This window comes from Allobosea sp. 05T433, from assembly GCF_056396065.1.
Genome location: NZ_JBFTKS010000014.1, coordinates 61625 through 79759, shown reverse-complemented (window position 1 = coordinate 79759; position 18135 = coordinate 61625). Strand labels below are relative to the sequence as shown.

Below are 18135 nucleotides of genomic sequence, written 5' to 3'. Positions count from 1 at the left end.
GGCCTTAGCGAGCGAGTTTCGCGACCGACCGCGCCGGGCCTCACATCGTTCCCAGCAGGGCGGTAGCGGCCAGCAGCGCCCCGGTCAGGATGTTCGCCAGGAACAGCCCGAAATTCACGTCGGGGCGGGCAAGGTCGATCCGCCAGGTCTGCCAGGCCAGATGCGCGGCGATCAGCAGCATGCCGATGGCGTAGGGCAGCGACATGCCCAGCAGCCAGCCACCAAGCGACCAGGCTGCAAGCGTCAGCGCATAGAACAGCCCAACCCACGCCTTGCCGTGCCGCCCGAACAGGATCGCCGTCGATTTCAGCCCGAGGCGGCTATCGTCCTTTACGTCGACATAGGCATAGACGGTATCGTAGCCGATCTGCCAGGCGATGGCCCCGGCCCACATCAGCACCGGGCCGGGCGGGATTTGTCCCGCGACCTCGGCCCATGCCATGAGCATGCCCCAATTGAAGGCCGCGCCCAGGACGGCTTGCGGCCAATGGGTGAAACGCTTGCAAAGCGGGTAGATGAACACGAGCGGGAGTACGCAGAGCGCGACCAGAGCTGTGTATGGGGCAAGGCCAAGCAGCAGCGCAGCCGCCAGCGCGAGCTGGACGCCCAGAAAGACGAAGGCTTGTCGCGTGCCGATCTGCCCGCTTGCCAACGGCCTGAAGCGGGTTCGCTCGACATGGCCGTCAAAGTTCCGATCGGCGATATCGTTGATGGTGGAGCCGGCGCTTCGCATCAGCAACGCACCGAGCAAGAAGATGGCCAGGAGCCCGAGGTCGGGAACGCCATGGGAGGCCTGGATCAAGGCGGCCCAACAGGGGAACAACGTGAGCCATATGCCCACGKGGCGATCGAKCCGCGCCAGCCGCGTATAGGGCCGCCATGCGGCCGGCAGCCGGCGGTCGACCCAATCGCCCTGATGGATGTCGCTTAAGTCCGGACGGCTTGCCGTTGTCATGACCAGATCTATGTCCTGTCGCGAACTTCCGATGAACGCGACAGTCTTGTCCGCGATTCCAGCACCATCGCAGAGTGGAATTTGTGCGCCAAGGATCGGCGTCGGCACCGGGGGCGACGCGGCGCGCCATCCGCTTCCGACAAGCGCTCCAGCAGCATGTCGCCTATCTCCGGCGGCGCCTGTCATATCCTGAGAAGAAGCGGTCGATGGTCCGAGACCTCGGGATGCTCGACCACCGTGAATTCGATCACGTCGATGCTGCTGCGCACGAGCATATAGTCGGCGTAGCGACTGGCCTTCTTGTAGTGCGAGGTTCGGGTGTCGGTGCATCCGGTCGCCGTGACGAGGTCGTGCAAGCCGATCTCGGCCAGGATGTCGAACGTCCGGCTGCCAGGTTCGACATTGAAATCGCCGCAGACGACCAGGCGCTCCCCCGGCGGCGCGACATTCGCGATCAACCGCGCGAAGCGCGTCGCCTGCTCCAGGCGCTCTTGTGTGTCCAGCTTGCCCGCGAGGTCGCGAAGCCCATGCATATGCGCGATGGTGATCGGCCACCCCCGTTCGAAATCGAAAAGTCGGATGACGTGAGCGTTGCGCGACCTGGGATGGTCTCCGTAGCCATCCCAGGAGAACGCCTTGTGCACGAAGCCTTGCGCCTGCCCGATGATCGGATAGGCCGATCGCACGAATGTCGCGAGGCCCCATTGCGAGGGCACGGGTTTACCGTCGTCCCAGAGAATGCCCTGCGCCGCCGGGAAGAACATTGCGGTATGGTCGGGCAGAGCCGCGCCGATATCGCGGAAGAAGTTTGCACGCTGGGGAAGAACATGGTCGCCGTCGCGGTAGGTCAGCCAATCCTTTGACGACGAAGGCGTATGCACGACTTCCTGCAGGCACAGGATGTCGGGTAGAGCGCTGCGGAGATAGGCGTCCGATGCGGAGAGAGCGCGGATCACGCGGAAATCCCGGACAATGACTAACGCCTTGTCGCGCTGCGCGGCAATTGCCGCCACGTGCTGCACGGTCGGTCGTGCGGCCGTTGGGGGAGGCGCGTATCGGAAGGCCCGATACGCGCCGGTCTTCTCAGTTGATCGACTTGATGCTGCCGAAGATATCGTCGAGCGCCTTGGCGTGCGTCTCGCGCTCTTCGTCATTGCCCCAGACGGTGATCATGATCATCCGGCCGCTGCCGGCCGGCATCAGGATGAAATCGACTGTCGTCGGGCCATTCGCGTCAGTGGTGCGGAACTGGAAGACAGTCGAGGAAATCCCGTTGATCGGGACTTCTGCCTGGATCGGCTTCACCTGCTTGATCTTGTTTTCCTTCATCCAGGATTCGTTCGTGGCCATCATCTTGTCGATCTCACGGGCATGCGCGAACTCGACCGAGAAGAAGATCGCCTCGTCCTGCGGGCGCGCGGAGTAGCCGAACTCGATCTCCTGCGTCTTCCAGTTGTTCGGAACGGTCAGCGTGATGGCCGGGTTCTTGTCGGGAACCGCGAAATTCTTGGCGGCGGCAGGCACGACGCACAGAAGCGCGGCGGCGAAAGCCGCAAAGCAGAGACGGGCGATAGACATGGGAGAGTTCTCAAGAGCCAGGTGACACATGTGACCTGCAGCCCGCTCGTTTCCTCTGCGCCACCAATGGCGCTGACGCAATGCCGATGGACCGGCCGTGCCGCGTAAACCTTAACCGGCCCGGCATTCGCCAGGGGATCGCGGGCGAAGGAGCATTTCACTGCCCATTATAGGGAGGGTTCTTCAGTCGGCGATCGAACGAATGACCCGCGCCGGATTGCCACCGACAAGAGTGTTCGAAGGAACGTCCCTGGTGACGACCGAAGCCGCCGCGACGACCGAATTCTCTCCGATCGTCACGCCGCCGATGATGGTCGCACCGGCTGCGATCCAGACATTTCTCCCGATCGCGATGGGCTTTGCGGTGACGCCGGCGCGCCGTTGGGACGGCTCAAGGGGGTGGCCGGTCGTGATGATGCTCACATTCGGCCCGATCAGCACGTCGTCGGCAATATCGAGCCCGCCGAGATCATAGAAGGTGCAGTTCTGATTGACGAAGACATTGCGCCCGACACGGATATTGACCCCATTTTCCGTATAGAACGGCGGTATCAATACGAAGCTGTCGTCGACCTTCTTGCCGATGAGATCGCTGAACAAGGCCCGGACTTCATCGGCATCGTTATAGGTCAAACGGTTGAGGGTGGCGGTGATCGCCATCGCCCGCTTGACGTTTGCCGACATCGCCGCCGATTCCGGCGTTCTCCTGGGAATGAACCTGGTGCGATCAGCATTCGCCATTCGGTATTGTCCTCCGGGCGCGGCCAAGCGAGGTCCCGGTGCATGACAGCGCCGCCGGGATTCGCTGAGGGTAGCTGCAAATCGCCGGGATAAGCGTCCAAACGTCCAGGCGCGTCCACTCCCAGGCAGGCATTCACCTTTGGTTTTCCAAGGCCGTCCGCAGCATGTCGTAGGTGGGCGCCAGGTCACGAAGGGCGGTCGCCGCAACGGCGTCGTTGCCGACAACCAGCGGATATTGCATCGCGCCGATCAGGCGCGCCTGCCTGTCGGCAATCCGCGCGGCCTCGGCATAGCCGGCGCGCGCCAGGCAGGCTGCGGCATCGACCGCGCGGCGGGCGCCGACCCTGACCGCGAAATGGACCATATGGCCGCGCAGCGCCTCGTCGCATCGCGCCTCGATCCGTGCCGCCAGGGCTTCGGCTGCTTCGCCATTGCCGAGGCTTCCGGCCGGCATGCCGAGATCGCCGTCCATCGACAGCCAGCGGATCGCCGCGCGAACGGACGCACGGATCGTCTCCACCTCGCTGACCTCTGCGACGCGCCTGAAGGTGGTTCGCATGGTGTAGGGCGCGCCATAGATCAGCGTGCTGGCGCTCCAGGCGGCCATGAAATCGGCGACCGGCAGGGTGGCATAGGGATAGCCTTGCGGATCATGCATCACCACACGCTCGTCATCCGCTTCAAGGACGACGACATAGTGGTCCGCCTCGATCGGTCCACGCATGCCCGGCTGGTGCCGCAGATGCCCCATCTCGACCGGGCCGATCCAGACTGGTCCGCCAGCCAGCGCCGCCTTGAGGCGGGCGAGGGCCTCCTCGGCTTCGCCGCCCTGCGTGACCGTCGATGTCCAGCCGAGCGACGAAAGCGCGTCCTCAAAGCCCTTCTCCGGGTCCCAGCCATAGGGATCGAAGAATGGCAGCGTGCCGCCGATCAACTGCATGCCGAACGGACTGCCGATGGCGATCTCGATCACCGCGGTGGAGGGCGCGTCGGCCCCGAACATCATCGCGAAGGAATTGGCGTAGCAATAGGGGCCGGAGCCCGTGTAGGAAAAATGCGTCATGGCGGGCTCGCTTACAGGGTGATCGGATAGGCGACGTCGAAACGTGCGCCGCCGGTTCCGGGATAGGTTTCGCAGGGGCTGTCGCTGCAGCTCAGATCGTTTCGTGCGTCGAGCCACGCCTCGATCGCGTCGTAGACGCGCAGGACGAGCGGGAAATCTTCATAAGCCCTGGGCACCGGCAGATAGGCCTCGCGCCGCGCCGGCTGCAGCCATAGGCGCAGGTCGCCGGCAGGTTCCAGGCTGCCCTCATAGGCGATGGCGACCTCGACCAGACCTTCGCTGTCGCGGCTGACGAGGCTGTGGCAATGCACGCTCATCGGCCCGTCGCCCGGCAGGCCCGAGCCCCGCAGATGGGCGCGGATATCGGCCTCGGCGCTGGCGACGAAATTGTCGAGGGCCTCGACGCCGACGTGGCGCTGGCGGGACACGACCTTGCTGGCCTCGATCTCGCGCAAGCTTATCGCCGTGGCCAAGGCGGGTTCACCACCGTCGGCGTGTCGGGCAAGCGCCCGAACACCCTCGGTCTGCTCTGCCAGAAGCTCGTTCTGCGCGCTGAGCCATGCCTGCAGTTCGACGGCGCGCGCCTCGGGTGCAAGCGCGACAAGCTGCCCGACACGCGCCACCGGCAGGCCGAGCCGCCGCAGCCTCGCGATCAGCCGCGCCGGTGGCGCCTGCTCGGGGGCGTAATAGCGGTACCCGGTCTGCGGATCGACGTAGGCCGGCACGAGCAGGCCCTGTTCGGCATAGAGCCGCAACGCCTTCGGAGACAGCCGCGTGGCGGCGCCGAAACGTCCGGCAAGAAGATAGGAATCGCTCATGAACCCATCTCTAGAGTCAGCCCTTGGGGCGAGGTCAAGCGCCGAAGGAGCCTTCGCCATGGCGGCCCGACCTCGGCCTTCCAGTCTCCGGGCTGGCGATGTCATCGGGCTTCATGGCACGATCCGAGCCTTGCCATTCAGACGTGGAGCGCCTGATGACCAATGCCAGCGCCGGGAACCCCGTTGCCGACGAGGCTCCGACTCATCCCGAGGAAATCAGATCCGAGTTCGACCTGCGTGTCGGCAAGCACATCACCCTGCAGGGACGGGCGCGGATCACTCCGGCTGGCTTGATCTGCTCCGGGCTCGCGGTCGCCATGGTGACGTTTGCTCTGGGCTACCTTGCCCGGTCGCTCCCAGCGCGGCGGCGGTGAGCCTTCGGACCGGCATGGTCCATCGCCCCTGCGCCCGTTCATCCGGGCTGTCCTGGTCAAAGCGGCCGACAGCCAACTCCGACCCATCGCGGACGCTCGCAGGCCTTGCCCTGATCGACTGGCCTGCCGCATCCGGCGAGCGCTATAAGGCGCGGCTCGAGAGGATGAGGACAGCGATGTTCACCGGCATTGTTCAAACCGTAGCGCGGGTTGCAGCCATTGAGGACGACAATGGCATCCGGACCTTCACGCTCGATTTCCCCGCAGGGTTTACCGAAGGGCTCGCCATCGGGGCCAGCGTCGCCGTGGATGGCGTCTGCCTGACGGCAACGACGATCATATCCACTGAGCGGGTGCTCTTCGACGTCATGCTCCAGAGCCTCGCGGTCACCACGCTGGGGGATTGTGGGCCGGGCAGCATGGTCAATGTCGAACGGGCGGCGAAGGATGGCGCAGAGATCGGTGGGCACCCTCTCTCGGGCCATATCGACTTCGCAGCGCGGATCGACCTCATCAAGGAATACGGAGGCAACAAGGCCATCCGGTTCTCCATCCCTCGGCCCTTCGAGCGGTACATCTTCCCGAAAGGCTACATCGCCATCAACGGATGCAGCCTGACGGTCTCGGAGTGCAACAAGGCCGAGGGCTGGTTCGAGATCTGGATTATCCCCGAGACGCGCCGGGTGACGAATCTCGACGCCAAGCGAGAGGGTGACGCGGTCAATGTCGAGATCGAACGGGGGACTCAGGTGGTTGTCGACACGGTGCGGGACACCGTCGCGGAAAGCCTCGGCGAGCTGCGCCCGTTGCTCGAAGCCCTGCTGAAGGAACGTGGCCTGGCTCTGGAGGACTTGGTGACGCCCTCGGCCCTGTTGCCTCCCCGTCACTGAGGGGGCGCGGCCTCCGCGCCTTGCGGAGCTCGTCCTGCCTGATCGCGAACCGCAATCGTCGGTCTTCACCTGAACCGGCCAGGGCCCCTGAAGGCGTTTGGGTGACTCAGACGCGGCCCCATGGTTCTGGTCCAGCTTGACCTCCGTTCTGGCCGATCGTGAGGATCAGACCAGGGGCGCACGGCATCCCGCACGGCGAGGAAGCGCAGCCCTTTGGACGGGCGCCTGACCTGCGGGACGACGATGGTCCTTCCGACCCGCGCGACCGGCATCCTCGCCCCCTAGCAATTTGCCCCCAATGCTCGCAGATTAGGTACTGGGTTGCAGCTGGGATCGAACCATGACTGCCCACAGCGCTCAGGTAACGAGACCGCCCGCTGCCCTGCCGGTCGCGGCCACGCTCGGCGCTCTCGGCGTCGTCTATGGCGATATCGGAACAAGTCCGCTCTATGCCTTGCGGGAAGCGGCGAGGGCGGCGACCCAGGGCGGCAGCCTCAGTCAGGATGCGGTGCTCGGCATCGTCTCGCTCATCCTGTGGGCGCTGATCCTGATCATCTCCATGAAATACGCGCTGCTGATCCTGCGTGCCGATAATCGCGGCGAGGGCGGCATCGTCGCCATGCTGGCCCTGCTCTCGGCCCGCAACGCCGAGCCGGGGAGCTGGCGCGCCTATCTCCTGATCGTCGGCCTGATCGGTGCGGCGCTGCTTTACGGCGACGGCGCCATCACCCCGGCCATCTCGGTGCTGAGCGCCGTCGAAGGCCTGAAGCTCGACGCGCCGGCGCTGCAGCATGTCGTGGTGCCATTGACCGTGGTCATCCTGATCGGCCTGTTTGCCGTCCAGAAGAAGGGCACAGGCTTCATCGGCGCGATCTTCGGTCCGGTCATGCTTGGCTGGTTTATCATCATCGCGCTGCTTGGCCTCCACGGCATCGCCCAGGCGCCCGGCGTGCTTGTGGCGCTGAGCCCGCTCTACGCCGTCAATTTCCTGATCCACCAGGACTTCCATGTCAGCTTCGCCATTCTCGGCGCGGCATTCCTGGCCGTCACCGGCGGCGAAGCCATGTATGCCGACATGGGACATTTCGGCCGCCTGCCGATCAGGCTCGCCTGGTTCGGCATTGCCCTGCCGGCGCTCGTGCTGAACTATTTCGGTCAGGCCGGACTCCTGATCACCGACAGCGCCGCGCTGGATAATCCATTCTACCAGCTGGCGCCGGACTGGGCGCATTACCCGCTGGTCGCCCTTGCCACAGTGGCGACCGTGATCGCCTCGCAAGCCATCATTTCCGGGGTGTTCTCGCTGACGCAGCAGGCGATCCAGCTCGGCTTCCTGCCCCGCATGCATATCGAGCACACGGCAAGCCACGAGATCGGCCAGATCTATGTGCCGCTGGTGAACTGGCTGCTGGCGGCGGCGACGCTCGGCGCGGTGATCGGCTTCGGCTCGTCCGATGCGCTGGCAGGCGCCTATGGCATCGCCGTCTCCCTGCTGATGGCCATCACCACCCTGTTGGCCGCGCTCGTTGCGCTGCACTGGGGCTACCCGCCGGTGATCGTGATTGCGGTCAACGGCTTCTTCCTCGTCATCGACTGCATCTTCTTCGCCGCGAACACGACCAAGCTGTTCGAAGGCGGCTGGTTCCCGCTCCTGCTTGCGGCCGCTGCCGCCTTCGTGATGCTGACCTGGCGCAGCGGCGTCAAACTGGTTGAGCGCGCCCGCCGCAATCTGCGCCAGCCGGAGGAGGAGCTGATCGAGAGCGCGGTCGCGACCTGCTGCTCGCGACTGCCCGGAACCGCCGTCTTCATGGCCTCGGCTCCCCATGGCGTGCCGCTCGCGCTGACGCAGTTCGTCAAGCACAACCGCGTCCTGCATGAGCGCATCCTGCTGGTCACGGTCGTCATCGCAGAGGTCCCCCGCGTCGAGGAGGATGGCCGCGTCGAGGTGATCGAACTCCATGAGAGCATCACCCGGATCATCCTGCATTTCGGCTTCATGCAGTATCCGAGCATCGCCGACGGACTTCGGATGGCCTGCGAACAGGGCAGGCTGCCCGGAGTGGACCCCACCCAGATCACCTATTTCATCAGCCGGGAGACGATCATCCCGACCAAGCAGATCGCCGGCATGGCGGTCTGGCGGGAAACGCTGTTCGCCTTCCTCCAGCGCAATGCCGAGCGCTCGGCTGCGTTTTTCGGCGTGCCGACCAAGCAGGTGGTCGAGCTCGGAACCGAGATCGAGATCTGACGGGCATGGGCAAGCGACTGCCCATGCCCGTCAGCAGCGGACGAGCTGCGGCTTTGCACTGACCGCGTCCTGCTCGCCCTCGCTGACGGTGCGCCAGAATTGCTCAACGACCGGACGGGAATTCGACAGGGATCGGTAGAGCCGGATATCGACCGTCAGGTCCCAGCTGGCATCGGCGGCGCGCACGAGTTGCCCGCTGGCAAGATCGAGCCGCACGATGCTCTCCGGTATCCAGGCCAGCCCCCAACCGGCCAGAGCCATCGCCTTCAGGCCCTCGGACATCGTGTTCTCGTGGATCGTGATGCGTTCGAGCGCTCGTCTCGCGAAGAGATCCGCCAGCACGTGATGGAAGAACGATCCGGCGCCATAGGCGAGGTGCCGCGCCGGGGTCGCTCCCGGCTCGATCCGGTGAAGCGGGCGACCGCTGGCATCAGGGGCTGAAACGGGGACGACGCGCTCGTCGCCCAATCGCATATGGATGATGTCGGTGTCGCCGATGAAGACCGGCACCGCGCTATGCGAGTAGATCAACAGAAAATCGCTGCCGCCTTCCCTCAGCGAGGTCACGAGGGAATCGATCCCGTTATTGTCCGCGCTCACTCTCGTCCGCAGCCCGCCGAAGCGGGGCTCGATGCGCCGCAGCCATTGCGGGAAAAAGGTCAGCGACAGCGTGTGGAGCGCTGCGAAGGACAGGGTGTTTGCACGCAAACCCTGCTTCTCCCGCAGCTTGTCCCTGGCGCGATACAGGTCCTGCAACAGCTCCTGCGCGGTCCCGCGGAAATTCTCGCCGGCCGAGGTCAGCCGGACCGGATAGGAGGCCCGATCGACGAGGGGCAAGCCGACCCAATCCTCGAGTTGCCTGATGCGGCGGCTGAAGGCGGACTGGGTGACATGGCGTTCGGCAGCGGAACGGGAGAAGCTTGCCGTGCTCGCAAGGCTGAGGAAATCCTCCAACCATTTGACCTCCATGGCGTCCTCCCTAACGCGACAGGGTCGCAGCGCCCGGCCGCGTCCAGGGCGATGCCGCGTCGACATCCACCTCCGCCCGCCCCACGGCCGGGCTAGTCCGCATCGAGGCCGACCAGCGCACGATCATAGCCGGCACTGGCTGCGATGAGCCTCTGCGTGTAGCCGCTATGGGCGCGCGCCGACATCAGGTCGGCGACGCCGAGCTCCTCGATCAGCTTGCCCTGGTTCATCACGGCGAGCCGGTTGCACAGATTGGCGACGACGGGCAGGTCGTGGCTGACGAGGACGCAGGTGAGGCCCTGTTCGACCTGGATGTCGCGGAGCAGGTTGAGAACCTCGGCCTGGACGGAGACGTCGAGAGCCGAGGTCGGTTCGTCGAGAAACAGGATGCGGGGCTCGAGGATGAGAGCCCGCGCGATCGCCACGCGCTGGCGCTGGCCGCCGGAGAGCTGGTGCGGGTAGCGGTAGCGGTAGCTCTCGCCAAGACCGACCTGGGCAAGCACGCGGGAGACGCGCGGGCCGATGCCGGCGATGCCGTGCACCACCAGCGGCTCCGAGAGAATGGTGTTGACGGTGTGCCGTGGGTGCAGGGAGCCATAGGGATCCTGGAACACCATCTGGGCCATCCGGTAGAACGCGAGATCGCGCACCGGTCCCACGGTCTTGCCGGCGATCCTGATGGTCCCCGACCATTGCCGGTTGAGGCCGGCAAGGCACCGCAGGATCGTCGTCTTGCCGCAGCCGGACTCGCCCACGAGCCCGTAGACGGTCGCTTCGGGAATCGAGAAGGAGACGTCGTCGACGGCGACGGACTGGTTTTCACCCGCGCCGAAGGCGACGCGCAAATGGCTGACTTCGATCATGCTTCCGCCGGAATGGGTTCGTTGCGCCAGGACGGGTCGCGCTCCAGCACCCGCAGGCGCTTATGGCCGTCCTCGAGCCGGGGCAGTGAGGCCAGCAGCCCGCGCGTATAGGGATGTTTCGCCTGGTGAAGGTCCGCGGCGGGGCATCGCTCCACGATGCGCCCGGCATACATGATCAAGACCTCGTCGCAGAAGGTCGAGACCAGGTTGAGGTCATGGCTGATGAACATCAGGCCGATGCCGCGGGTGGTGACGAGCTCGTCGAGAATGGCCAGGACCTGGAGCCGGACGGTGACGTCGAGCGCCGAGGTCGGCTCATCCGCGATGATCAGCTCGGGCTCGGGAATGAGCATCATGGCGATCATGATGCGCTGCCCCATCCCGCCCGAGACCTCGTGCGGGTAGAGCGCGAAGACGCGCTTGGGATCGCGGATGCGGACCGCCGCCAGCATCTCCAGGGCCCGCTCGTTCGCTTCGGCGCGGGAGGCGCGATGATGCACGCGAAAGGCTTCGGCGATCTGATGCCCCACCCGCATGACTGGGTTGAGCGAGTATTTCGGGTCCTGCAGGATCATCGAGACGCGCTTGCCGCGAATCCCGAGCATCTCGTTTTCGCTCAGGCCTGCGAGCTCGGTCTCGCCCAGTTTCATCGACTTGACGGTGGAGGTCGCTCCCGACGGCAACAGGTTGAGGATCGCCCGCCCGGTCATCGACTTGCCGGAGCCGGACTCGCCGACGATGCCGACCTTGTTCCGGCCGACCTCGAAGCTGATGCCGCGCACGGCTTCCACCAGGCCGCGCGGGCCGGGAAAGCCGACGCGCAGGTCCTCGACCGTGAGGATGGGGCTCTTTTGGGTCCCGGACATCGTCCTCTCCCTCACGAGCGCGGGTTCAGCATGTCGCGCAACCCGTCTCCGAACAGGTTGAAGGCGAGGCTGACGGTCAGGATGGCCAGGCCGGGCATGGCGGCGAGATACCAGTGCTCGAGCAGGTATTGTCTCGCCGTCGAGAGCATGGCGCCCCATTCCGGCGTCGGAGGCTGGGCGCCCAGGCCGAGGAAGCCGAGGCCGGCCGCGGTCAACGCGACGCTGGCCATGCTCAGCGTCACCCGCACGACGACCGAGGGCAGGCACATCGGCATGACGTGCTTGAAGATGATCCGCGGTGTCGAGGCCCCCATGACGCGGACGGCATCGACATAGTCGCTGGAGCGGATCGTCAGGGTTTCCGCCCTGGCGAGACGGGCGATCCCCGGCCAGGAGGACAGCGCGATGGCGATGATCGCATTGTCCAGGCTCGGGCCCAGGGCGGAGACGAAGGCCAACGCCAGGATCAGGCTCGGGAAGGACAGGAAGATGTCGGTGATCCGCATCAGCAGCGCTTCGACCCAGCCTCCGAGATAACCGGCCGTCGCGCCGATGCACAGGCCGATCGGCCCGACGATCACCGCAACGAGGCCGACGATGTAGAGCGTGGTCCGGGCGCCATAGACGATGCGGCTGAAGACATCCCGGCCGAGCTCGTCCGTTCCGAGCCAATGCGCGGCGCTCGGGCGCTGAAGCCGTTCGGCCAGGACCTGGTCGAAGGGCGAGTGGGTGGCGATCCACGGCGCCATCAGCGCGACCAGCCCGATCACCAGCAGGACGACCACGCCGATGACGGCGAGGGGGTTCGCGGCCAGGCGCAGCCAGGCGAGGTAGAAGCTCTGCATCCAGGCCTGGAAGCCCGATTGCGGTGCCTCGGCGAGAAGCCAGGATCGCAACGAAGCGTTGCGCTCGAAGGAATGAGCCGTCATCGGGTGCGCGGATCCAGGAAGCGGTAAAGGAGATCGGTGATCAGGTTCAGGCAGATGAAGACCAGACCCACGATCAATGTGCAGGCGAGAACGGCGTTCATGTCGCCGATCATCAGGGCGGTCGTCAGGTACTGACCGAAGCCGGGCCAGGCGAAGACCGTTTCGGTGAGCACCGCTCCTTCGAGCAGCCCGCCATAGGAAATCGCAATGACCGTGGCGAGCTGGACCAGCACGTTGCGGAAGGCATGACCCCAGACCACGCGCCGCCGCGAGAGCCCTTTGACCCGCGCCGTGGTGATGTATTCCTGGCTCAGCTGATCGAGCATGAAGCTCCGGGTCATGCGGCTGATATAGGCCATCGAGGAATAGCCGAGCAGGAGAGCCGGCAGGATGATGTGCCGCGCGGCGCTGACGAACACGTCCCAGTCGCCCGCCAGTGCTGAATCGACGAGCAGCAGCCCCGTCCGCTTCGGCACGGCGTCGAGATAGAAGATATCCACCCGGCCGGAGCCGCCGACCCAGCCGAGCCAGGCATAGAAGACGATCAGCCCCATCAGGCCGAGCCAGAAGATCGGGACGGAATGGCCGATCAGCGACAGGAGCCGCACGGCGTGGTCGATCGGTTTTCCCCGATAGACCGCAGCGGCGACGCCGAAGGGGATGCCGAGCCCGCTGCCGATCACGATGGCGACGGTGGCAAGCTCGACCGTCGCGGGAATGACATGTCTGAGATCGTCGGCGACGGGATTGCCGGTGAAGATCGCCCGCCCGAAATTGCCGCTCAGCATGTCGCGCAGGAACATGACGAACTGGATGTAGAGCGGCTGGTCGAGCCCGAGCTTGATGCGAACGTTCTCGTAGACGCTGGCATCGGCCTTCTCGCCGACAACCGCGGCGATCGGGTCGAAGGGCAGCACGCGCCCGATGAAGAAGGTCAGGGCCAGCAGGCCAAGCAGGGTGAGCGCGACGGAGAGCCCGCCGCGCAGGGCCGGCGCTGCCCAGCGCGGCAGGCGCAGGCGGGCGTTTCGGCGCGGCGCGAGATCGGTCAGGGAGCTCACGCCTCACTCCTTCTCGATCGTGTCGTAAAAGAACTCCGAGCCGTTATATTCGAAGCGCTTGACCCGCTTGTGCAGGGCCATCGCGCCCAGCCGCTGGAAGATGCCGATGATCGGCGCCTCGCGCATGTGGCGGCGCTGCAGCTCGGCATAGAGCGCGGTGCGCTTGGCGGGGTCGCGCTCCACCTGCGCGGCCTCGACCTGCTGCTTGAACCAGGCGTCGGGCGCCCATGCGGCACGCCAGGCCAGGAAATTCGTCGCCTTCGCGGCATCGCTGTTGTCGGGGTTATACGCCATCCGCAGCGCCATATCGTTGGCATCGGGATAATCGTAATCATAGACCGCCATCAGCATCTGGAAGTCGCGGCTGCGCATCAAGGTGTAGAGCTGCGCCGTCGCCATGGTGCGAATATCCAGCGTCACGCCGACCTTCGCGGCATTCTGCTGGAAGTTCTGCGCAAGATCCGGAAACGGGTAGTTCGTCATCGTCAGGACGGTCTTCTTGAAGCCGTCGCCATAGCCTGCCTCGGTGAGGAGGGCCTTTGCCTTGGCGATGTCCAGCCGATAGGGGTCCTCGCCCTTCGGCAGCGCCCCGAACACGCCGGCCGGCACGAAGCTCTGGCGGATTTCGGCGCGCCCCTTCTGCACGGTCTCCTTCAGCCCCTGATAATCGATCAGGTAGCGAAAGGCCTCGATGACCTTCGGGTTGCTGAGGATCGGGTCCTTCTGGTTCAGCGCGAGATAGACGCTGTCGAGGCGCGGCTGAAACTGAAAGCGCAATTCCGGATTGGCCACCATGGCCGCCAGCGACGAGGCTTCGACCGATTTGGCGTAGTCGATGTCATTCTTCTCGAGCAGGAGCCTCTGCGCGCCCGGTTCCGGCACATGGCGCACGATGATCCGCTTCATCGCCGGAGGGCCCTTCCAGTAGGTCGGGTTGGCTTCCAGGATCGCGACTTCCTGGGCTCGCAGCGTGTTCAGGCGGTAGGGGCCGTAGCAGGCCACATTCGTGTTCAGCCAGCCGGCGCCGAGATCGCCGTCCTTCTCGCGCGCCATGATCGTGTCGCGGTCGAGAGCCGACCCCATGCGATGGTTGGTGAAGGCAAAGGGCGTCACCGAGGGCGCCAGATCCTTGGCCAGGGTGATGACGAGCGTGTGGTCGTCCGGCGTTGCGATCTGGTCCGGCGAGGTGAGCCCCCAGTCGCGCATCAGGCTCGCGCTGACCAGGTTGAGCTTGATCGACCGGCGCATGGCCCAGGCGATGCCCGACGAGGTGACCGGATTGCCAGACGGGAAAACCATGCCGCGCCGCAGCGCGAACGTCCAGGTCTTCCCGTCCGGGGAGCTCGACCATGTCTCGGCGATGCCGGCGACGACTTTCGAAGGATCCTTGTGATCCAGCGAGAGCAGCGGCGTGCACATCTGCCGCAACAATTCGTTGGGAAACGACTCGTTGGCTGCAGCCGGATCGAACGTGATGAAGGTGGTGAGGTCGCTCGCCATGACGAATACGTCCTTGGGCGTCGCGGCCTGTCCCGGAGCCACGGCAAGGCCGAGCAGGAACGAGCCCGCGAGAGCGGCTCGGGTCAATCTGCGTAACATAGCGAACGCTCCCCATGCGGATCGACATCAGCGGAAGGGCCGCCTCGATCACGATATTCTTGAGGGCAGGATGTTTGAAAAGACGAGCGGTATCAAGATAACAGTTATGAGTTAATTGCATAGACTCAATACATTTTCGAATACATTGCAATAAGTATTCGATACGCCCCGCATATTTGCGATATCGCTTGACTCTCATACTGCAAGATACTTCAGTTTGGAAAATTATCTAGGGATGGAACGCGAATATGTCTCTGTTTGCATCGAGCGTCGCCTCTGTCGGGGATTGGATGCTGCCGTTGAAATGTGCCGTTGCGGCGTCGACCCTGGCGCTGGGGCTTGCCCCTCCGGCTCAGGCGCAGCCGTCAAACCCCTGGGAGGCGGTCGAGCATCCCCGGCCGGGCCGGTTGCCCGTCGATCGGGAGCGCCCCGGCGAGCAGGCCTGGTTCGTCCCGGTGGGCCGGGATGCGCAGGGGGCCGAGATCCTGCTGCCGGCGCGCGCAGTCCGGTCGGGCCCGGCCCGTTCCCGCTCGCGGTCGTCAGCCACGGCTCGCCCGCGAATGCGGCTGCGCGCAAGACCATGGCGCCGCCCGAATACCGGGCAGGGGCGGAGTGGCTGGTCTCGCGTGGCTTCATGGTCGTGTTGCCGCTGCGTCGCGGATATGGCCCGCGCGGAGGCGAATGGGCCGAGGCCTACGGACCGTGCAGCCAGCCGGACTACGTTCGCGGCGGGCTGGCGACTGCGGATGATATCCAGAATGTCGCGCGCTATTTCGCGACCCTTCCCACGATCCGGGCCGACCGTATCCTGCTCGTGGGCCAATCGGCCGGGGGCTGGGGTTCGCTGGCCGCAGCGAGCCGCGGCCCCGAGAGCGTGCGCGCCGTCATCAATTTCGCCGGTGGCCGCGGTGGCTATGCCGGCGGCCGGCCGAACAACAATTGCGCGCCGGACAGCCTTGTCGACGCGGCGGCGACCTTCGGCCGTTCATCGAAGATCCCGACCCTGTGGATCTATACCCGGAACGACCGCTTCTTCGACAGCGCCCTGACCGCCCGCATGGCAGGGGCCTATCGCTCCGCCGGCGGCGATGCCGAATATCATCTCCTGGACGCATTCGGCGAAGACGGGCACAGGCTGTTCCCGACGCCGGAGGGCCGCGCACTCTGGCAGCCCTATGCCGACCGGTTCCTCGATCGCATCTGGGGGGCGAGCGCAAGGCCTTGATGCGACGCTTGGGGCGCCGGCCGCAACGGGTATCTGGCCCGTCCAGGAGGCTGGAATGGGCAGCCACGTCCCGGCTGGACACATGAAGGTGGCCACACGCCTCATGGCTGGACAGAGGGGGCCGCACCAAGGCTTCCACGTCCGGGGTCTCGCGTCTGGCACACAGGCTTCGCGCAGTTTTCGCCTCTCGCGACTTCCCCTTTCCAACTGTCGGGAAGTCTCGCTGCCACAAGGCGAAGCAAGCAGGGCCTAGTCGCTATTGCCCATGTTTGGCAAAGGCCGTCCAAGCAAAACTGGGGCGAAAGGGGAGACCTCTGCCTTCCCTTTCGCACGCTTGTGGGCGGCGTTGGATCGGCCGCCCATCGTTCAATCGTCGCTGATGACAGCGATGACATCGATCTCCACGAGGCAATCTCTCGCGAGCATGCCGGTCTGCACCCGCGTGCGAACCGGAAAGTTGCGCTTGAAGAACCGGGAGTAGATCTCGTTGAAATTGTTGCCGGTGCGATAGTCCGCGTCGCCGTTCCGGGCATCGGCCACAAAGACGACGACCTTGACGACGTCGTCGATCGTGGCGCCGGCCGCTGCCAGAGCCCTCTCCATGTTCTGGAGCGCAAGTTCGGCCTGTTTCTCAAAGCCTTCGGCCCAAACGCCATGGTCGTCCCAGCCGACCTGGCCCGCCAGGAAGACCAGTGTCCCCTTCGCCTTCACGACATCGGAGAAGCAGGGCCATTTTTCGGGATGGCCGGGCAGGGTAATCGACTCGCGCATGTTCGGTATCCTCTGTTCATAGGTTCGCGGAATGCCCATTTGCGGGCAACTAAGGTGCTACGCGTAATGCTTTACGATTGGATTCAAGAAAGCCCCGGGCAAGAGCTCGCTCCGCTATCTCTGCAGTTTTTGCATTGGCCAGGTATCGGACAGCCGATAGCCGGCCGGGAATGGGTCCGTGGGGTCGAGCATGTGCTGATGGATGCCGGTGATCCAGGCACGGCCCGAAATCACCGGGACAATCGCTCGCTTGCCGCCCAGGCCCGCTTCCGATTCCAGCAGGCAATCGAACTCGGTATCGACAATCGACCGCCCGACAAACCGTTCGCCAACAGCCAATTCGCCGCGTGCGTTAAGGACCGCCATCCGCGCCGAACACCCCGTTCCGCACGGCGATCGATCAATCTTGCCCGGCTGGATCGCCACGGCGCTTGTGCCGTGCATGACGCCGTCCCTTCGTGTCACCGGCTCGGTCATCTGGCAAAAGGAGATATGGTCCCAGCCGTTGGTCGGATGAGAGAAACCCAGCTGTTCGTTGGCTGCATTCGTGACGCGTACGCCAACCCCGGCAATGTCACGGGCTTGGTCCGGCCGGATTGCGAGCCCGAGCGACGGCGCATCGATGATGACGAAGCTGTCGCCGCCCCAGGCAATGTCGACCGCCATCGTGCCGATGCCAGGGATCTCGAGTTGCGCATCGAGCTTGTCCACGAAGGAGGGATGGTTCCGGACCCGGATGCGCTCGGCCTTGCCGTCCCTGCATTCGGCCTCGACTTCGATCAGCCCTCCCGGAGGTTCAAGGATGAGGCGTGTGATTGGTTCCTGCATCGGGACGATGCCGCTGTTGAGCAGGACGGTCGAAACGCAGATCGAGTTTGAGCCGGACATCGGTGGGGTATCGCCGGGTTCCATGATGATCCAGCCGGTATGGGCTCTGGGGTCCTTGGGGGGCACCAGGAGATTGACATGGCGGAATACGCCGCCTCGAGGCTCGTTGAGCACAAAGTTCCGCAATCCCTGATCGCGGGCGATGAACTGCGCCTGCTCCCAGATCGTCTCGCCCGGCGGCGGCAGAACGCCGCCCACGATGACGTCGCCGACCTCGCCCTCGGCATGACAACTGACAACATGAATAACGCGGTTGCTTTGCATGGGATTCCTCGGAAGATCACAGGGTTTCTCACCAGG

Annotated in this window: 18 protein-coding genes; 4 read left to right on the top strand and 14 right to left on the bottom strand. The window is 65.0% G+C overall.

Going from position 1 to position 18135, the window contains the following annotated elements:
* Positions 1–40: 40 nt before the first annotated feature.
* The 6 genes from ubiA to AC1DGP_RS19755 all read right to left on the bottom strand — a co-directional run bounded on the left by ubiA (position 41) and on the right by AC1DGP_RS19755 (position 5155).
* On the bottom strand, positions 41–955 hold the full coding sequence (gene ubiA / locus AC1DGP_RS19780; RefSeq protein WP_476832437.1) for a 4-hydroxybenzoate octaprenyltransferase: 915 nt from the start codon (positions 953–955) through the stop codon (positions 41–43).
* Between the two features lie 182 nt (positions 956–1137).
* A complete protein-coding gene (locus tag AC1DGP_RS19775) occupies positions 1138–1929 on the bottom strand; it encodes an endonuclease/exonuclease/phosphatase family protein (protein ID WP_476769173.1) in 792 nt (263 codons plus the stop codon).
* 109 nt (positions 1930–2038) lie between these two features.
* A complete protein-coding gene (locus tag AC1DGP_RS19770; protein ID WP_476769155.1) occupies positions 2039–2533 on the bottom strand; it encodes a hypothetical protein in 495 nt (164 codons plus the stop codon).
* 183 nt (positions 2534–2716) lie between these two features.
* Positions 2717–3217 (bottom strand): sugar O-acetyltransferase, encoded by a 501-nt coding sequence (locus tag AC1DGP_RS19765; RefSeq protein WP_476832436.1) that lies wholly within the window; start codon positions 3215–3217, stop codon positions 2717–2719.
* A 190-nt stretch (positions 3218–3407) separates the two neighbouring features.
* Positions 3408–4337, bottom strand: a complete 930-nt coding sequence (locus AC1DGP_RS19760; RefSeq protein ID WP_476769157.1) for a hypothetical protein — start codon at positions 4335–4337, stop codon at positions 3408–3410.
* An 11-nt stretch (positions 4338–4348) separates the two neighbouring features.
* Positions 4349–5155, bottom strand: a complete 807-nt coding sequence (locus AC1DGP_RS19755) for a MerR family transcriptional regulator (RefSeq protein ID WP_476769158.1) — start codon at positions 5153–5155, stop codon at positions 4349–4351.
* 155 nt (positions 5156–5310) lie between these two features.
* Between AC1DGP_RS19755 and AC1DGP_RS19750 the strand changes: the two genes are divergently transcribed.
* The 3 genes from AC1DGP_RS19750 (at position 5311) to AC1DGP_RS19740 (ending at position 8667) form a co-directional block, all read left to right on the top strand.
* Positions 5311–5529, top strand: a complete 219-nt coding sequence (locus AC1DGP_RS19750; RefSeq protein WP_476769159.1) for a hypothetical protein — start codon at positions 5311–5313, stop codon at positions 5527–5529.
* 176 nt (positions 5530–5705) lie between these two features.
* Positions 5706–6419, top strand: a complete 714-nt coding sequence (locus AC1DGP_RS19745) for a riboflavin synthase subunit alpha (RefSeq protein WP_476769160.1) — start codon at positions 5706–5708, stop codon at positions 6417–6419.
* A 340-nt stretch (positions 6420–6759) separates the two neighbouring features.
* Positions 6760–8667 (top strand): potassium transporter Kup, encoded by a 1908-nt coding sequence (locus tag AC1DGP_RS19740; protein WP_441491184.1) that lies wholly within the window; start codon positions 6760–6762, stop codon positions 8665–8667.
* Positions 8668–8697: 30 nt separating this feature from the next.
* Here the strand turns inward: AC1DGP_RS19740 and AC1DGP_RS19735 are convergent, their stop codons facing one another.
* The 6 genes from AC1DGP_RS19735 to AC1DGP_RS19710 all read right to left on the bottom strand — a co-directional run bounded on the left by AC1DGP_RS19735 (position 8698) and on the right by AC1DGP_RS19710 (position 14951).
* Positions 8698–9636: a LysR substrate-binding domain-containing protein gene (locus tag AC1DGP_RS19735; RefSeq protein WP_476832435.1), complete on the bottom strand. Its 939-nt coding sequence runs from the start codon at positions 9634–9636 to the stop codon at positions 8698–8700.
* Between the two features lie 92 nt (positions 9637–9728).
* On the bottom strand, positions 9729–10499 hold the full coding sequence (locus AC1DGP_RS19730) for an ABC transporter ATP-binding protein (protein ID WP_441491186.1): 771 nt from the start codon (positions 10497–10499) through the stop codon (positions 9729–9731).
* Positions 10496–11365 (bottom strand): ABC transporter ATP-binding protein, encoded by an 870-nt coding sequence (locus tag AC1DGP_RS19725; RefSeq protein WP_441506749.1) that lies wholly within the window; start codon positions 11363–11365, stop codon positions 10496–10498. Before AC1DGP_RS19725 ends, AC1DGP_RS19730 begins: the two co-directional genes overlap by 4 nt.
* Before the next feature lie 11 nt (positions 11366–11376).
* Positions 11377–12294 carry a nickel transporter permease gene (nikC, locus tag AC1DGP_RS19720; protein ID WP_441506750.1) on the bottom strand — a complete coding sequence of 306 codons (918 nt, stop codon included), beginning with the start codon at positions 12292–12294 and terminating at the stop codon, positions 11377–11379.
* Positions 12291–13310: an ABC transporter permease gene (locus AC1DGP_RS19715; protein ID WP_441491365.1), complete on the bottom strand. Its 1020-nt coding sequence runs from the start codon at positions 13308–13310 to the stop codon at positions 12291–12293. Before AC1DGP_RS19715 ends, nikC begins: the two co-directional genes overlap by 4 nt.
* Before the next feature lie 45 nt (positions 13311–13355).
* Positions 13356–14951, bottom strand: coding sequence for an ABC transporter substrate-binding protein (locus AC1DGP_RS19710; protein WP_441506751.1), 1596 nt, complete (start codon positions 14949–14951; stop codon positions 13356–13358).
* Between the two features lie 580 nt (positions 14952–15531).
* Here AC1DGP_RS19710 and AC1DGP_RS19705 point away from each other — a divergent pair.
* Complete coding sequence (locus AC1DGP_RS19705) at positions 15532–16176, top strand: alpha/beta hydrolase family protein (protein ID WP_441506752.1); 645 nt, start codon at positions 15532–15534, stop codon at positions 16174–16176.
* A 366-nt stretch (positions 16177–16542) separates the two neighbouring features.
* Here the strand turns inward: AC1DGP_RS19705 and AC1DGP_RS19700 are convergent, their stop codons facing one another.
* Entirely contained in the window at positions 16543–16947 is a 405-nt protein-coding gene (locus tag AC1DGP_RS19700) for a RidA family protein (RefSeq protein ID WP_441506753.1), read from the bottom strand.
* Positions 16948–17061: 114 nt separating this feature from the next.
* Complete coding sequence (locus AC1DGP_RS19695; protein WP_441506754.1) at positions 17062–18099, bottom strand: trans-3-hydroxy-L-proline dehydratase; 1038 nt, start codon at positions 18097–18099, stop codon at positions 17062–17064.
* Between the last annotated feature and the right edge of the window lie 36 nt (positions 18100–18135).

Coding starts and splice junctions, on each gene's coding strand:
- AC1DGP_RS19770 (WP_476769155.1), bottom strand. CDS start 2,533: ATGTCTATCGCCCGTCTCTGCTTTGCGGCTTTCGCCGCCGCGCTTCTG.
- AC1DGP_RS19765 (WP_476832436.1), bottom strand. CDS start 3,217: ATGTCGGCAAACGTCAAGCGGGCGATGGCGATCACCGCCACCCTCAAC.
- AC1DGP_RS19760 (WP_476769157.1), bottom strand. CDS start 4,337: ATGACGCATTTTTCCTACACGGGCTCCGGCCCCTATTGCTACGCCAAT.
- AC1DGP_RS19755 (WP_476769158.1), bottom strand. CDS start 5,155: ATGAGCGATTCCTATCTTCTTGCCGGACGTTTCGGCGCCGCCACGCGG.
- AC1DGP_RS19750 (WP_476769159.1), top strand. CDS start 5,311: ATGACCAATGCCAGCGCCGGGAACCCCGTTGCCGACGAGGCTCCGACT.
- AC1DGP_RS19745 (WP_476769160.1), top strand. CDS start 5,706: ATGTTCACCGGCATTGTTCAAACCGTAGCGCGGGTTGCAGCCATTGAG.
- AC1DGP_RS19740 (WP_441491184.1), top strand. CDS start 6,760: ATGACTGCCCACAGCGCTCAGGTAACGAGACCGCCCGCTGCCCTGCCG.
- AC1DGP_RS19735 (WP_476832435.1), bottom strand. CDS start 9,636: ATGGAGGTCAAATGGTTGGAGGATTTCCTCAGCCTTGCGAGCACGGCA.
- AC1DGP_RS19730 (WP_441491186.1), bottom strand. CDS start 10,499: ATGATCGAAGTCAGCCATTTGCGCGTCGCCTTCGGCGCGGGTGAAAAC.
- AC1DGP_RS19725 (WP_441506749.1), bottom strand. CDS start 11,365: ATGTCCGGGACCCAAAAGAGCCCCATCCTCACGGTCGAGGACCTGCGC.
- nikC (WP_441506750.1), bottom strand. CDS start 12,294: ATGACGGCTCATTCCTTCGAGCGCAACGCTTCGTTGCGATCCTGGCTT.
- AC1DGP_RS19710 (WP_441506751.1), bottom strand. CDS start 14,951: ATGTTACGCAGATTGACCCGAGCCGCTCTCGCGGGCTCGTTCCTGCTC.
- AC1DGP_RS19705 (WP_441506752.1), top strand. CDS start 15,532: ATGGCGCCGCCCGAATACCGGGCAGGGGCGGAGTGGCTGGTCTCGCGT.
- AC1DGP_RS19700 (WP_441506753.1), bottom strand. CDS start 16,947: ATGCGCGAGTCGATTACCCTGCCCGGCCATCCCGAAAAATGGCCCTGC.
- AC1DGP_RS19695 (WP_441506754.1), bottom strand. CDS start 18,099: ATGCAAAGCAACCGCGTTATTCATGTTGTCAGTTGTCATGCCGAGGGC.